Source organism: Raineyella sp. W15-4, from assembly GCF_033170155.1.
GTDB lineage: Bacteria > Actinomycetota > Actinomycetes > Propionibacteriales > Propionibacteriaceae > Raineyella.
The window spans coordinates 2651643-2665526 of the sequence record NZ_CP137079.1; the positions used below are offsets into that span (position 1 = coordinate 2651643).

19 protein-coding genes are annotated in these 13884 nt (G+C 69.0%); 3 read left to right on the forward strand and 16 right to left on the reverse strand.

The genetic code is table 11. The annotated features are described in order from the left end of the window. Positions 1 to 45 precede the first annotated feature (45 nt). From R0145_RS12355 to R0145_RS12390, 8 genes are all read right to left on the reverse strand, one after another. Entirely contained in the window at positions 46 to 243 is a 198-nt protein-coding gene (locus tag R0145_RS12355; RefSeq protein ID WP_317837149.1) for a hypothetical protein, read from the reverse strand. After that, entirely contained in the window at positions 243 to 563 is a 321-nt protein-coding gene (locus tag R0145_RS12360) for a DUF86 domain-containing protein (RefSeq protein ID WP_317837150.1), read from the reverse strand. Before R0145_RS12360 ends, R0145_RS12355 begins: the two co-directional genes overlap by 1 nt. A 20-nt stretch (positions 564 to 583) precedes the next feature. After that, positions 584 to 1027 carry a helix-turn-helix domain-containing protein gene (locus R0145_RS12365; protein WP_317837151.1) on the reverse strand — a complete coding sequence of 148 codons (444 nt, stop codon included), beginning with the start codon at positions 1025 to 1027 and terminating at the stop codon, positions 584 to 586. A gap of 216 nt (positions 1028 to 1243) precedes the next feature. Beyond that, the gene (locus tag R0145_RS12370; RefSeq protein WP_317837153.1) at positions 1244 to 1960 is read right to left on the reverse strand and encodes a transporter substrate-binding domain-containing protein; all 717 of its coding nucleotides are present in this window, start codon (positions 1958 to 1960) and stop codon (positions 1244 to 1246) included. Positions 1961 to 2082: 122 nt separating this feature from the next. Further along, on the reverse strand, positions 2083 to 2502 hold the full coding sequence (locus R0145_RS12375; protein WP_317837155.1) for a type II toxin-antitoxin system VapC family toxin: 420 nt from the start codon (positions 2500 to 2502) through the stop codon (positions 2083 to 2085). Beyond that, positions 2499 to 2732 (reverse strand): FitA-like ribbon-helix-helix domain-containing protein, encoded by a 234-nt coding sequence (locus tag R0145_RS12380; protein ID WP_317837157.1) that lies wholly within the window; start codon positions 2730 to 2732, stop codon positions 2499 to 2501. The genes R0145_RS12375 and R0145_RS12380 overlap by 4 nt, the downstream gene beginning before the upstream one ends. A gap of 120 nt (positions 2733 to 2852) precedes the next feature. Continuing rightward, positions 2853 to 4100, reverse strand: coding sequence for a type II toxin-antitoxin system HipA family toxin (locus tag R0145_RS12385; protein WP_317837159.1), 1248 nt, complete (start codon positions 4098 to 4100; stop codon positions 2853 to 2855). Next, positions 4097 to 4384 (reverse strand): helix-turn-helix domain-containing protein, encoded by a 288-nt coding sequence (locus tag R0145_RS12390; RefSeq protein ID WP_317837160.1) that lies wholly within the window; start codon positions 4382 to 4384, stop codon positions 4097 to 4099. Before R0145_RS12390 ends, R0145_RS12385 begins: the two co-directional genes overlap by 4 nt. Positions 4385 to 4635: 251 nt before the next feature. Between R0145_RS12390 and R0145_RS12395 the strand changes: the two genes are divergently transcribed. Further along, positions 4636 to 4875 (forward strand): hypothetical protein, encoded by a 240-nt coding sequence (locus tag R0145_RS12395; RefSeq protein ID WP_317837161.1) that lies wholly within the window; start codon positions 4636 to 4638, stop codon positions 4873 to 4875. Here R0145_RS12395 and R0145_RS12400 read toward each other — a convergent pair. The 7 genes from R0145_RS12400 to R0145_RS12430 form a co-directional block, all read right to left on the reverse strand. After that, on the reverse strand, positions 4855 to 5607 hold the full coding sequence (locus tag R0145_RS12400; protein ID WP_317837162.1) for an NAD(P)H-binding protein: 753 nt from the start codon (positions 5605 to 5607) through the stop codon (positions 4855 to 4857). The two genes, R0145_RS12395 and R0145_RS12400, sit on opposite strands and share 21 nt — an antisense overlap. A 107-nt stretch (positions 5608 to 5714) precedes the next feature. Beyond that, complete coding sequence (locus tag R0145_RS12405; protein ID WP_317837163.1) at positions 5715 to 6014, reverse strand: HigA family addiction module antitoxin; 300 nt, start codon at positions 6012 to 6014, stop codon at positions 5715 to 5717. A 9-nt stretch (positions 6015 to 6023) separates the two neighbouring features. Continuing rightward, positions 6024 to 6305 carry a type II toxin-antitoxin system RelE/ParE family toxin gene (locus tag R0145_RS12410; protein WP_317837164.1) on the reverse strand — a complete coding sequence of 94 codons (282 nt, stop codon included), beginning with the start codon at positions 6303 to 6305 and terminating at the stop codon, positions 6024 to 6026. A gap of 33 nt (positions 6306 to 6338) precedes the next feature. Further along, a complete protein-coding gene (gene ychF / locus R0145_RS12415; RefSeq protein ID WP_317837166.1) occupies positions 6339 to 7412 on the reverse strand; it encodes a redox-regulated ATPase YchF in 1074 nt (357 codons plus the stop codon). Positions 7413 to 7510: 98 nt separating this feature from the next. After that, positions 7511 to 8050, reverse strand: a complete 540-nt coding sequence (locus R0145_RS12420) for a DivIVA domain-containing protein (RefSeq protein ID WP_317837168.1) — start codon at positions 8048 to 8050, stop codon at positions 7511 to 7513. 32 nt (positions 8051 to 8082) lie between these two features. Next, a complete protein-coding gene (locus R0145_RS12425; protein ID WP_317837169.1) occupies positions 8083 to 8658 on the reverse strand; it encodes a YceI family protein in 576 nt (191 codons plus the stop codon). 163 nt (positions 8659 to 8821) lie between these two features. Beyond that, positions 8822 to 10117, reverse strand: coding sequence for a M18 family aminopeptidase (locus R0145_RS12430; RefSeq protein ID WP_317837170.1), 1296 nt, complete (start codon positions 10115 to 10117; stop codon positions 8822 to 8824). Between the two features lie 80 nt (positions 10118 to 10197). On the opposite strand from R0145_RS12430, the gene R0145_RS12435 reads away from it, so the two are divergent. Further along, positions 10198 to 11430 (forward strand): DNA recombination protein RmuC, encoded by a 1233-nt coding sequence (locus tag R0145_RS12435; RefSeq protein WP_317837172.1) that lies wholly within the window; start codon positions 10198 to 10200, stop codon positions 11428 to 11430. Positions 11431 to 11452: 22 nt separating this feature from the next. Continuing rightward, entirely contained in the window at positions 11453 to 12739 is a 1287-nt protein-coding gene (gene ilvA / locus R0145_RS12440) for a threonine ammonia-lyase IlvA (RefSeq protein ID WP_317840241.1), read from the forward strand. Between the two features lie 61 nt (positions 12740 to 12800). Here the strand turns inward: ilvA and R0145_RS12445 are convergent, their stop codons facing one another. Next, the gene (locus R0145_RS12445; RefSeq protein ID WP_317837174.1) at positions 12801 to 13754 is read right to left on the reverse strand and encodes a pirin family protein; all 954 of its coding nucleotides are present in this window, start codon (positions 13752 to 13754) and stop codon (positions 12801 to 12803) included. Between the last annotated feature and the right edge of the window lie 130 nt (positions 13755 to 13884).

Consider the following 13884-nt stretch of genomic DNA (forward strand, 5'->3'; position numbering starts at 1 on the left):
CACCGCTGAGTGAACGACTGTGCGTCAGCCACAGTGGGCACACGCTCAGGCGATCTGCAGCGGAGTGATCGCCGCGACCTTGTTCTGCGTGATCCCGAAGCCCTCGATGAAGTCCTCCATGAGCACCTCGCCGGGATGAATCGATTTTATGAGGTTACTGTCAGTGGCAGTCGACGAGTGCCAGATCCGTTCAGCGGCCTTGTCCCGGAACCACGTAACCTCACGGGGGCAGCCCGCCGACATCACCCAGCTTCATCCACCACCCCGGCGAGGTAGCCACGGATCGTCGGCAGGTCGACCACGAGCGTGTCCCAGACCGCCCCGTAATCGGTCCCCTCGTAGTGATGCGCCAGTCGGTCGCGCATCCGCTTGATCAACGACCATGGAACCTCGGGGTGCTGGTCCGTCGTGTCGGCGCTCAGACGAGCGACGTTCTCACCGACCTTGATGATCAATGACTCCGCTGCCAGACCCGGCACATTGTCGGGGTCACCGACATACCACTCACGGCCACGGGCCACCAGATCCGCTCCGACGTCACAGAGGCGGACGATCTCACGCAACGCAGCAGCATCCCGCACGTTCATACGGCAACGGCCGTGGCCAGGATCTCGTGATCGGCGCGGAGACCACCGTCGGTCACCACATCGACCTCGACTCCGAGCAGATCACTGGCCCGCTCGGCGAACGCGGCCAGCGCCATCAGTCCGGTCCCCGGCGAGCGCGTCACCAGGATGTCCAGGTCGCTGCCCGGACGGTCGGTACCGCGTACGGTGGAGCCGAAGACGCGGACGTTGCTGAGGCCGTAGCTGTGCGCCAAGACAACGAGTTCGTCGCGATGGGCGGCCAGCGCGTCATGCGGCAGCGGGCGAGCCGCCGTGCGCAGTCGCTCCAGCATCGCCACCGAGGCCCTCCGTCGACCAGCCTCGTACGCAGCAATGTTGGGTTGTGCGACTCCGGACCGCTCCGCCAGCTCAGCCTGGCTGAGGCCCGCAGCCTCCCGCAACTCCCGAACTGCATTCGTCATGTCACCATGATATCGCGCGATATATCACAAGGTCGTGTGCTGCTGCGATGTCTGCGGACTCCCCGACAACTCGTCGTGGCGCCGGCCACTCAGGGACAGGAGACGCCCCGGTACGTCACACCATGTGGGCCCTTGTCCATCGGGGAAGCGGTACGAGCTCGCCCCAACCGTCGTGAGGCGGTCTCCGACGTCTTCCCGCCGCTGAAGGACCGGGGCTCACCCGTCGGCTGCAGGTGCGACCGCGATGTCCTGCCCGGAGCGCCGCAGCGCATCGGCGACGAATCCGGACACCTTCACGTCCTCGACGAACCAACGTACGAACCGCACCGCGGATGCCGTACGACCCGTCGGCACCGCGACCGCCTGCTCGATCTGCATGAAGGGCGGCTCGATCAGGCGCAGGCCCGGGTCGGCGGCCACGAAGGCAGCGATCGGTTGGCGGATCCCGGCAGCCACGTCCAGCCCGAGATCGCGGAAGACCATGGTGCCCTCTGCCCCGCGGACCACCTCCGCGAACCGCAACTTCCGGGACAGGAACAGGTCATAGGCCGCCCCCTGCTTCACACCGATCCGCACCCCGGGCCGGTCCACGTCGTTCAGTGTCCGGATCGAGGAGTCCTGCGGCACGGCGAACACCCCCTCGATCAGGGCGTACGCCGCGGTGAAGGTGAGGACCTCGGCACGGGCCGGGTCGATCGCCAGGAAGCATAGGTCGGCCGCGCCATCGACCACGGCAGCCAGGGACTTGCGCGCCGCGTCGAAACACACCAACTGGACAGGTACGTCCAGCCGCCGGCCGAGCTCCCTGGCCAGGTCCACGGTCACCCCGGAGGGGTGCGACGGACTGCCCTGTGCCAGCACCGGGTTCCCCAGGTTGATCGAGGCGCGCAACACGCCGGTGGGCGCCAGTTCACGCCGGACGTCGTCATCCATGGCGTCAGTGAACCACGGCGGGGAGGTCAGGAGAGCTACTGCCGGGTCCGCTCATCGTTCTCCCCGATACTCGGCATCCGTGAAGGTCACCCGATCGTCGCTGGGCGTGACGCGCAAGCCGATCAGTCGACCCAGGGGTCGGTCAGGTCGATCCCGGTGCCGGCGAAGTCCTTGGTGTTCCGGGTTGCGCAGGTGGCGCCGTGGGCCCGGCAGATCGCGGCGATCTGTGCATCAGCTGTGCTGATCGGCAGCCCCGCGCTCTCGCGAGCGACGAGGATATCGGCGTAGTGGCCGGCAGCCCCCTCGTCAAAAGCGAGGACCGCACCGGTCTCCCGGTAGGGCTGTAGCGCAGCGTCGATCCCCTGCCCCAGTGCGGTCTTGCGCCTGCCGTCCGGGAGTCGCCGCACACCTGCCAGTAGTTCGGCGAGCGTGACGGCGGTGATGGCGACCTCGCCGGTGAGGGATTCCAGCCACGCGACGACTTGGGGCTCCGGCCGGGTCCGGAACACCTCCGATATGACGTTCGTGTCGAGAGCGATCACTCGAAGTCCGCCGCCCGCGCGACGTCCGCCCGCTCCGGGACCGGGAGATCGTCGACACCGCCGACGTCCTGGGCCGCCAGCATCAGGGCCACTCCGATATTGGGTCGGCGCGCGGCCCTGGTGAGGATGTCACGGACCTCAGCCTCCATGGAGCGTCCGTGCTCTTTTGCCCTGGCGGCGAGCTGCTTCTTCACGGACTCGTCGAGCCCGCGGACGATGATGGACGCCATAGCTGCCACCTCCTCGACACTATGACAGCTGCTATCAGTGATGATAGCAGCCGCTCAAGGCCGGCAACCGCCGAGCAACCTCCCCGTACACGACGCCATATCGTTTGGGACATGAGGTCGCTATGCGGCTGTGCCTGCGGCGACGACGGCCTCCAGCCGTGGCGCGATCGATTCTGCCATCATCGTGATCTCGCGTTCGGCAATCCTGTTCTTCCGGGCCTGGTGCTGCCAATTCGCCAGGGCGGACGCTACGTACCTCAGCCGCTCTCGGGCTGCCTCCGCAGACAGGCTGCAGTCCTGGGCGAGCGCCAGAAGTCCGTCAACCTCCTCGGATTGCGCATCTGCCCCGGCGATCGAGGTCGCACGGGTCCGCGTCACGTCCGGGGTCGGATTCACGTCGAAGGCGGGACTGAGTGTCCAGGAGCCGTGATCGGCGAGGAACCCGTGATTGCGCAGATGGTCATCGGTGTTTCCAAGCGCGACGCTGGCGATGATCCGGTCATAGAGCTCATGATGATCCCGCCGGGGTGAGCGGGAGATGTCCCGCATCGCCTCAGCGATGTCGGCGTAGTCACGGCGTTCACCATCGGTGGATCCGGTCGCCGTCATCGCGCTGATGTATCCCAGACGCGCTCCTGTGCCCGTTCTGTCGAATCGTCGCAGGATGAGCACGCTCCGCTCCCCGACGTGCGTGAGCCGTCGTTGTGGCGTGCGAATGCCCGCGGCTTCCAGGAGATCGAGCATGGTGGCCTCCCAGGCCATCACGTCCCAGCCGTCGCTGGAGTGTGGGAACTTGGCGATCGCGAGACTGCCGTCCTCGAGGCACACAGAGGCCTTCGGCCGGGCACCGCCCAGGCCCGTTCCCGTGTTCAGGAGCTGCTTGACCGCACGGGACGGGTCGGCATCCGAGGCGAGCTCGTCGCTGGCCTGCAGGAGCTCCGGTAGCGAGGTCAGCTGTGGCACGCTCGAAGGCCTGCCCAGGAACTCGTCATGGCCGGGCAGACGGAAGCGCAACGCACCCTGACGGGTGTCGTCGCTGACACCCAGAAGGGAGTCGAGGTCGTCGAGTCTGCGCGGCGCCCTGTGCTCCTCGCGAGCACGGGTCCGCTCGGCCTTCTCGATGAGATTGCGTCCCCACTGATCAGGAGCACTGTCGCCGAAAGCCCTGATGAGCCCCTGCTGATGCTGCGAACCGGACACCAGGAGCAATGCGGGGTCGATGTTCATCCCGCCGCCGGCGAGGTAGGCCGAGTCGTAGAGGAAGGTAGTAGAGATCTGGCCATGATTGCGAGTGAAATGAGCCTGGCCGACCGGCCGGGTGGCCCCCGCCTCCCGGTCATCCGCGACGAGAACATCGATCGCCGTCATCGCGCGCGCTTCTTGGAGAGGTTGCCGGCGCGCAGCCTGCCGATGTCGGTGTTCAGCGGATCGATTGCCTCAACGACCTGGTCGAGCACGCCCAGTGCTCGCAGCACTTGGGCGACGTTGGAGAAACTGACACTCGGGTTACCCGACTCGATCTTGCGCAGGGTGTCACGAGTGATGTCAGCACGCTCGGACACCTGCTGCGCTGTCAACCCGAGGATCATGCGCCAGCCCCGCACGTGCTCACCGAAGGCCGTGATCTGGCGGTCGATCCTGTAGCCGGACATGAGTGCCCCCTCCCTACTGACGATTATTATAGTCAGATCGCACCGTAATGACGTTTGTGATCGTCATAGTTTGGCCCAGTGGTCCCGTCGTACCGCAGGAGGGTGGTCCGCGAGCAGGCGCGGCCTGCCTTGGATACCTACGAGGACTGCCGAGTCCGGTGGGTGGACGCGGAGGCCATGACCGCCTCGTGCAGTGACGTGATGCTCGTCGAGACGGGCCACCTGACACGCTGGAACCATCTGACACCGGCATGCCCACGGCCGAGATGATGTCCTTCGTACAGATGCTCGGCGAGGGCGCCGCAAGTCACGCGTCGAGGATCGCGCTCCTGGAGAGGCATCGACGCCGGCTCAGCGAACGGCGCGCGGCAATCGACGCGGCCGACCGGGCACTCGAGAGCAAGATCTCCCACTACCGGCGCCTCATCGCGCAGGGCCTCGACTGCCACGGCCTCGCCGCGCCCGCCGCGTCACCGTGCCGGACGCAGTGACGCCGCGGTTCGTACGACACTTTCCAGGCCGTCGGCCGGCCGCCGGCCTGGAAGATCCCGCAGGTCGGGGCTGGTCTCGTTCAGGAAGCCGTGCCGGATGTTGGTCGCGATCGAGGCGAGCATCGACGGCTGGAAGGCCAGCAGATTCGCATCGCTCAGTCGGGCCCGGTATTCGCTCAGGCTCCGCAGGCTGACATCGAGGCCACGGGCCACGTCGAGCGCCGTGACCGGCTCGCCGACCAAATCGTAGATCCGGCCGGCATGCGCGGCGGGATCACGGGCCACGACCGCTGCCGCGGCGGCGAGGTCTGCGCGCGTGACAGCCGCCAGCGCGCCGTCACCGAACGGGGACTCGAGTTCACCGTCAGAGGCCCAGGCGAGCAGCGCGCCGAACAGTTCGGCGTAGAGCCCGTTGCGCATGATCGTCCAGCCCAGGCCGGATTGTTGAATGAGTCGCTCGGTGGCGCGGTGGGCCACCGCGTGCGCGAGGTGATCCCCGGCGCTGGTCAGGCTGGTGTAGACGACGTGCTCCACGCCGTCACGCATGGCCGCCTCGAGCACGGCCCGGTGGCGGGCGATCACGACATCGTCCTCGGCGCGACCAGCAGACACGAGGACGAGGGTCGAGACCCCTGTCAGGTCGAGGCTCACCGGATCGTCGAAATCGAGGTGTTGCTGGTCCGGGCCTGGAGTGCGGCTTCCGCCGACGACAGCCGCGCTCGGCGTGCGCACGCCTTCTGACACAGAGGGTTCCAACTCCGTGGTGGTACACATGCAGCTCAGGGTCGGGCAGGGTGTACTCATCGACTCCCACCATCACCACCGACCACCCTGTGCCTTCACGCGGTCTTCAGCGGTGCAATTGCAGCGACCTGATCAGCGATGTGGTCGTTCGCGACCTCAAGTTCGTACCGTGTCTGCAGGTTGAGCCAGAACTGCGGGTCGACCCCGAAGTACCGCCCCAGGCGCAGCGCAGTGTCAGCCGTGATCGCGCGCTTGCCATGCACGATCTCGTTGATGCGCCGCGGCGGTACGCCGATGGAGACGGCGAGCTTGTTCTGCGTGATGCCGAACCCCTCGATGAAGTCCTCCATGAGGACCTCACCCGGGTGGATCGGCGGGTAGAGCTTCTCGGGCATCATTCCTCCTCAGTGGTAGTCGACGATCTCGACGTCTTCAGCGCCGGCATCCGTCCAGCGGAAGCAGATCCGCCACTGATCGTTGATGCGGATGCTGTGCTGGCCAGCCCGGTCACCCTTGAGCACTTCGAGGCGATTGCCTGGTGGCACCCGCAGCGCGTCCAGCACCGTGGCAGCGTCCAAGAGGTGCAGCTTCCTGTTCGCTGTCTTGTGGATTCGCGGATCAAGTCGCTTCACCGGCTCGCGACGCCACACTCGCTCGGTGTCACGGTCAGCAAACGATCTGATCACAGAACCAGCATATAACGTAACGCGTCAATAACGCTAGACGTTAAAGCGGAACTCGACCACGTCGCCGTCTTGCATCACGTAGTCCTTGCCCTCCAGGCGCAGCTTGCCACGGGCCTTGGCTTCGGCCTCCGAGCCCGCCTCGACCAGGTCGTCGAAGGAGACGATCTGGGCCTTGATGAAGCCCTTCTCGAAGTCGGTGTGGATCACCCCGGCGGCCTGCGGCGCGGTCCAGCCCTGGTGGATCGTCCAGGCCCGGGCCTCCTTGGGGCCGGCGGTGAGGTAGGACTGCAGGCCGAGGGTGGCGAAGCCGACCCGGGCCAGCACATCCAGACCGGGCTCCTCGACGCCCATCTCGGCGAGGAACTCGCGCGCCTCGGCCTCGTCCATCTCGACCAGCTCGGACTCGAACTTCGCGTCGAGGAAGATCGCCTCGGCCGGCGCGACCAGCGCCCGCATCCTGGCCTTCATCTCCTCATCGGCCAGTTCGTCCTGGTCACAGTTGAAGACGTAGATGAACGGCTTGGCGGTGAGCAGGAACAGATCGCGCAACGGTTCCAGGTCGAGGCCGGCAGCGTACACCCCCTTGCCCTGCGACAGCGTCTCGTACGCCTGCTGCCAGGCCTCGTACTTGGGCTTCGACTCCTTCTTGATCCGCGCCTCCTTCTCCAGGCGCGGCAGGGCCTTCTCCATCGTCTGCAGGTCGGCGAGGATCAGCTCGGTGGTGATGGTGTCGATGTCGTTGCCGGGGTCGACCGCCCCGTCGACGTGGGTGACGTCGGGATCGTCGAAGACCCGGGTGACCTGGCAGATCGCGTCGGCCTCGCGGATGTTGGCGAGGAAGGCGTTGCCCATCCCCTCGCCCTGGGAGGCGCCCTTGACGATGCCGGCGATGTCGACGAAGGACACCGTGGCCGGGACGATCCGCTCCGAGTGGTACAGCTCGGCCAGCACCTTCAGCCGCGGGTCCGGCACCCCCACCACACCGACGTTCGGCTCGATCGTGGCGAACGGGTAGTTCGCGGCGAGAACGTTGTTACGGGTCAGCGCGTTGAACAGCGTTGACTTGCCCGCATTGGGGAGACCGACGATTCCGATGGTGAGTGCCACGGCAGGTCAGTCTAGCCGAGGCAGGCTACCCGCCAGGCCGCCCGGCGCCCGCCCCGGAGGGCGGGATCCCCGCTCCGAGGGGCGGGGGCAGGTACGGCTCAGCTCTGGTGGGTGGCGTCCCAGGCAGCACCGTGCGCATCGCGGCTGGCCAGGTCGTGCAGCCGGTCCAGCTGCTGGTTGAGCTGGTCGAGGACACCCTTCATCTGGTCGTGGGTGACCCGGGCGTACGTCCGTACGTAGTCGACCAGGTCGACGTCGGCGGCGTCGGCGACCCGCTGGCGTGCCTCGACCTCGGCATCGGCCATCAGCTGGTCGGCCATCTGCTGGGCCCGGGTGAGGATCGCCTCGGCCTGCCCACCGGCCGAGACTCCCGGCTCGACCGGGGCCGGCACGGGCGCGGAGAACATCGCCGGGGCGGGCGCAGTGCCCTCCGGCGGCCTGCCCCCGTACGACTCGAGTTCGGCGCGCAGGTCACGGTTGGTCTGCACGAGCCGCGCGTTCTCGTCCTGCAGGTCCTCGATGAGGTCCGCGAGATCGGCGAGGTAGTCGGTCACCTCGGTCGTCTCGTAGCCCCGCATCCGGACGCTGAATTCCTTGCGTCGGATGTTCTGTGGCTCGAAGTCTTCGATGCTGGCCATCGTCTCCTCCTTCGGTGATCAGCCGGGCGTGGTCACTGACCGGCGCCCGTGGAGGGCCCCGTCTTGATGGCGCTGATCTCGAAGTCGAGGTCGACCTTCTCGGAGACGAGCACCCCGCCGGTGTCGAGCGGGACGTTCCACTCCAGCCCGAAATCGCGACGATTCATCCGGCGCTTGCCGGCGAAACCGGCCCGGGTCCCGGCGCCGAACGGGTCCTTGGCCACGCCGATCACGTCGACGGGGATCACCACCGTCTTGGTGATGTCGCGGATGGTCAGCTCACCGGTCACCATGAACGCCAGGTCGTCGACCTCCTCCATGGAGGTGCTGACGAAGGTGATGTACGGGTACTTCTCGACATCGAAGAAGTCCGCGCTGCGCAGGTGCTCGTCGCGCTGGGCGTTCCGGGTGTTGACGCTGGCGACGCCGATCCTCACCGACACGGTGGACAGCTCGGGGCGCTCGGCATCGGCGTGGATCTTGACCTCGATGTCGTCAAAGGCGCCACTGACCTTCGCCACCATGGCATGGCGGGCCGTGAAGCGGATGGTGGAGTGGGCGGGATCGGCCTCCCAATCGCCGCTCCAGGACGGATCGTAGTCGCTCATGAACACTCCAGATCGATGGTCACGAAGCCCCTCTGCGTGCTCCCGGGGCCGGGTGAGGCGAGATTAGCATGAGGGACCCTCAGCGCCCGGCCAGGCACGGCGGTTTTCCGGGCGACGCCGACGAGTCCGGGCAGCTGGGCAGCCCAGTCGGCGCCGATGACCGTCAGGCCCCGGTCCAGTAGGCCGCCAGCACCCTCCGCAGGGCGTACGGATCGGCCGATCCACACATCTCACGGGCCGAGTGCATCGACAGGATCGGGGCGCCGACGTCGACGGTGAGCAGACCCAGCCGGGTGGCGGTGATCGGGCCGATCGTCGACCCGCACGGCACGGCGTTGTTGGAGGCGATGACCTGCCCCTTCACCCCGGCGGCGCGGCAGGCCCGGGTCCACAGCGCCGCGCCCGCCGCGTCGGTGGCGTAGCGCTGTGAGGCGTTGACCTTCAGCATCGGGCCGCCGTTCAGCACCGGCTGGTGGGCGGGGTCGTGGCGCTCGGGGTAGTTCGGGTGCACCGCATGCCCGCCGTCGCTCGACATCACGGTGGAGCGGGCGTACATCCGGCGCAGTCCGTCGGCGTCGGCCCCGAGCGCGTGCCCGGTGCGGACCAGGACGTCCTCGAGGACGGGCCCGGCCGCCCCGGCGCGGGTCGACGACCCGACCTCCTCGTGGTCGAAGCAGGCCAGCACCTGGATGTCGCCGCCGCCCGGCGCCGGGGTGGTGTCGAGCAGCGCGGTGACACCGGCGTGGACGCTGAGCAGGTTGTCCAGCCGTGCCGAGGCGAAGAACTCCTCCTCCGCGCCGAAGACCGCCGGCGGCTGGACGTCGAAGCTGCGCAGGTCGAACCCCGCGATGTCGTACGCCGCCAGCCCGGCCAGGGCGGCGACGTGGCCGAGCACCGAGGCTTCGGGACGGCCGACCGACCACACCGGGTGCAGGTGCTGCTGCGGGTCGAGGACCAGCCCGTCGTTGACCGTACGGTCCAGGTGGATGGCCAGCTGTGGGATCCGCATCAACGGCCCGGTCCGGACCAACACCTCCTGCCCGGCGACCGTCACCAGCCGTCCGGCCAGGCCGAGCTCGCGGTCGAGCCAGGAGTTGCGCAGCAGGCCGCCGTACACCTCGACGTTGACCAGCTGGTAGCCTGCCGCGGCGCTGTCCGGCGCCGGTTTGACCTGGAAGGCCGGGGAGTCGGTGTGCGTCCCGACGATCCGGAACCCGCTGTGCACACCGGCCCTCTCGGGGACCCGCCAGGCCACCACGGCACCGCCCCGGACCAGGTAGTGACCACCCGGCGCGGCGTCCCAGGGCTCGGTCTCGTCCTGCCGGACGAACCCGGCCACGTCCAGTCGGCGGACCACCTCGGCCGCGGCGTGGAACGGACTGGGGGCCGCCTGCACGAAGTGACCGAGGTCCTCGAGGTGGGTCAGTGCGTGCGCATCCGGGCGCGTGGTCATCGGCATGGCCCCCATTCAACCCCGTCCGGGCGCCGGGTCTTGCCACCTTCGGCGGCGATGTCAGAGGGGCCCACCAGACTGGGGCCATGATCACGACGGGTCTCGACCCCACTTCCCTCGTCCTCGGCATCGTCATCGGTCTGCTGGCCGGGCTGCTCCTCGCCGTGGCCACCGGTCGGCTGCTGCCCCGGCGGGGCCCGGCGACCGGCGACGACGACACCCTCACCCAGCGATTCCGGGCACTGTCGGCCGATGCCCTGGAACGCCAGGCGCTCAGCGCCGACCGGGCCGCGGACCAGCGCATGTCGGCGACCGCCGACGTGCTCCAGCCGCTGCAGGAGTCGTTGCACCGGCTGGAGAAGCGACTCACCGACGTCGAGAAGGACCGGGTCGCGATGACCACCGATCTGCGCCATCAGGTGCTCGAGGTGCGGACGACCGGGGAACACCTGCGCCGGGAGACGGCGGCGCTGGCCACCGCCCTGCGCAAACCACAGGTCCGCGGCGCCTGGGGGGAGACCCAGCTGCTGCGGATCGTCGAGATCAGCGGGATGGTCGAGCACTGCGACGTCGACCTGCAGGTCTCGATCCCCACCAAGGAGGGGACGCTGCGGCCCGACATGCGGGTCAACCTGGCCGGCGGGCGCAGCGTCTTCGTCGACTCGAAGGTGCCGCTGGCCGCCTTCCTCGACGCGATGGAGACCGACGACCCGGCGGCCCGCGACGACCTGCTGGGCAACTACGCCCGACACGTCCGGACCCACATCGACCAGCTCGGCGCCAAACGCTACTGGCGGCTGGCCGGGCTGAGCCCCGAGTTCGTGGTGCTGTTCCTGCCCTCGGACGCCTTCCTCGCCGCCGCGCTGCAGCAGTCCCCCGACCTGCACGAGTACGCCGCGGCCCGCGACGTCGTGCTGGCGACCCCGGCGACCCTGATCGCCATGCTCCGGACGATCGGCCACAGCTGGCGTCAGGTCGCGCTCGCCGCCTCGACCGCCGAGGTGTACGCGATCGCCCGCGAGCTGTACGAGCGGCTGGCCACCTTCGGCGACCATGTGGACCGGATCGGCCGTGGCCTCGGGAATGCCGTCCGGTCCTACAACGCCGCGGTGGGATCGTTGGAGAGCAGGGTGCTGGTCAGCGCCCGCCGGATGCGCGACCTGCAGGTGTCGCGCGAGACGCTCGCCACGCCCGCACCGGTGGACGAGCCGCTACGGGCGGCCAGCGCCCCCGAGCTCCTCGCCGACTCCCGCGCCGACGTCGTCGGCCCGCCCCGCGAGGATGAGCCGGCCGGTCTGCTGAGCGACGAGGCGAGCTGAAGAGCACAATGGCCCGGTGACCATGGAGATACCCCCGAGCTTCCAGTGGAACGGGATCCGCGTCGGCGCCGACGCGGTGGAGGAGGCCAGCGCACGGCTCTCCGGCGTGGTCCGCCGGACGCCGCTGCAACGCAACGAACGGCTGAGCAACCGCACCGGCGCGGAGGTCTGGGTCAAGCGGGAGGACCTCCAACCGGTGCGCTCCTACAAGCTGCGCGGGGCCTACTACCTGATCAGTGGTCTGAGCGAGGCCGAGCGGGCCGCCGGGGTGATCTGTGCCAGCGCCGGCAACCACGGTCAGGGTGTGGCGTTCGCCTGCCGGGCGCTGGGCATCCAGGGACGGATCGTCTGCCCGACCGGCACCCCCCGCCAGAAGCGGGACCGGATGACCGAGATCGGCGGCGACATGATCGACGTCGTGCTGACCGGCCGCACCTACGACGAGGCGGCCGCCTACGCCGCGGCCGAGGCCGAGCGCACCGGCGCGACGATCGTCCCCGCCTTCGACGATCCGCGTACGGTGATCGGCCAGGGCACCGTCGCCCAGGAGATCGTGGAGCAGCTCGGCAGCGCGCCCGACATCCTGCTGGTGCCGGTCGGCGGCGGCGGCCTGCTCGGCGGGATCCTCACCTGGATGCGGGAACGGGCCCCGCACACCCGGGTGATCGCAGTCGAGCCGGCCGGTGCGGCGAGCCTCGCGGCCGCCCTCGCCGCAGGCGGACCGGTGGATCTGGAGCATCTGGACACCTTCGTGGACGGTGCCGCGGTCCGCCGGGTCGGTGACTGCACCTACGCCGTCGCCGCGGTCCGCCCGCCGATGACCGTCGCCGTGCCGGAGGGCGCCATCTGCTCCGAGATGCTGGAGATGTACCAGGTCGACGGCATCATCGCCGAGCCGGCCGGGGCGCTGGCGACCGCCGCGCTGCGCACCGGTGTGATGGTCGGCCAGGGCCAGACCGTGGTCGCGATCGTCTCCGGCGGCAACAACGACGTGTCCCGGTATGCCGAGGTGATCGAGCGGTCCCTGGTCTGGGAGGGCCGCAAACACTATTTCCTGGTCAACTTCTCCCAGGAGCCGGGGGCGCTGCGGGCGTTCCTCGACGAGGTGCTCGGCCCGAACGACGACATCGTCCTGTTCGAGTACGTCAAGCGCAACGATCGGGAACTGGGACCGGCACTGGTCGGGATCGAACTGAGCGAACCGACCGACCTGGCGGCGTTGCTCGCCCGGATGGACGCCTCCCCCATCGAGTGCGAACGGCTCACCGCCAACAGCCCGGCGTACCGGTTCCTGGTCGCCGGCGGCTGAGCCGTCGGGTCGGGCTGACCGGTGAGCGCCCGGTCCGCCGGCTCCCTCTGCGGCGAGCCCCTCAGCCGCGAGGACGCAGGTGGACCGGCGGCAGCGGGGGCGCCGGGATCGGCGGCTCCCCGCCGGTGGCCGCGGTGATCGGGCCGAACTGACGCGGATTGGTGCCGTTGCCGTCACTGCGTCCGATCGCGGCCTGCCAGTTCGCCTGGTAGTTGACGACCTCGGTGTGGGTGCGGCCGATGAAGTTCCACCACATGATGATCTGTTCCCCGAACGGCGCACCGCCGATCAGCACGATCCGCGTCGGTCGCGGGCCGGCGGACTCCCGCCGCAGGACGAGGCGGTCGCGTCCGGGGGCGAGGAAGCCCAGCTCGTTGTCGGCGATCGTCTCCCCGTCGACGCTGATCGCGCCGCTGTCGACGAGCAGGCCGTACTCCCAGGTCGGCTCGACGGCGAGGGTCAGGTCACCCTCGCCGAGGACGATCTCGGCGCCCACCAGCGGGCTGAAGGTGCCGACCGGCGAGGACGCACCGGCCAGTGTCCCGAGGAACACGCTCAGTCGGTGGTCGCCGATCCCGAACGGCTCCGGCTCGAAGTGGTCGAACCGCGGGTCGCCCAGCCGGGCGGCCGCCGGCAGGGCGGTCCACAGCTGGACACCGTGCAGCACCGGGCTGTCCGGGGTGGAGTACTCGGAGTGGTTGATCCCCCGCCCGGCGGTCATCAGGTTGAGCTGCCCGGGCCGGACCACCATCCGGGTCCCCAGCGAGTCGCGGTGCTCCACGTGGCCGGAGAACAGCCAGGTCACGGTCTGCAGCGAGGTGTGCGGGTGCGGCGCGACGCGCATCCCGCCGTGCACGGCCGGATCTTCCGGGCCGAAGTGGTCGAGGAAGCACCAGGCGCCGATCAGTGAGCGGTGTCGGTCCGGCAGCGTCCGCCGGACGCTGAGCCCGCCCGTGGGGGCCAGCACCACGTCCCGCGGATGGATGATCTGGACCGGTGCGGGCTCCGCTGCCATGGCCACTCCTCGTGCTGGGCGATCCGACGGTGATCCGGTCAGCCGGTGACGTACGTGCCGCCGCGGCAGCCGGTGCGCAGGTCATCTTACCGGGACCGGTCCCGGCGCGGTGGCGAAGGCGGGCGGCCGG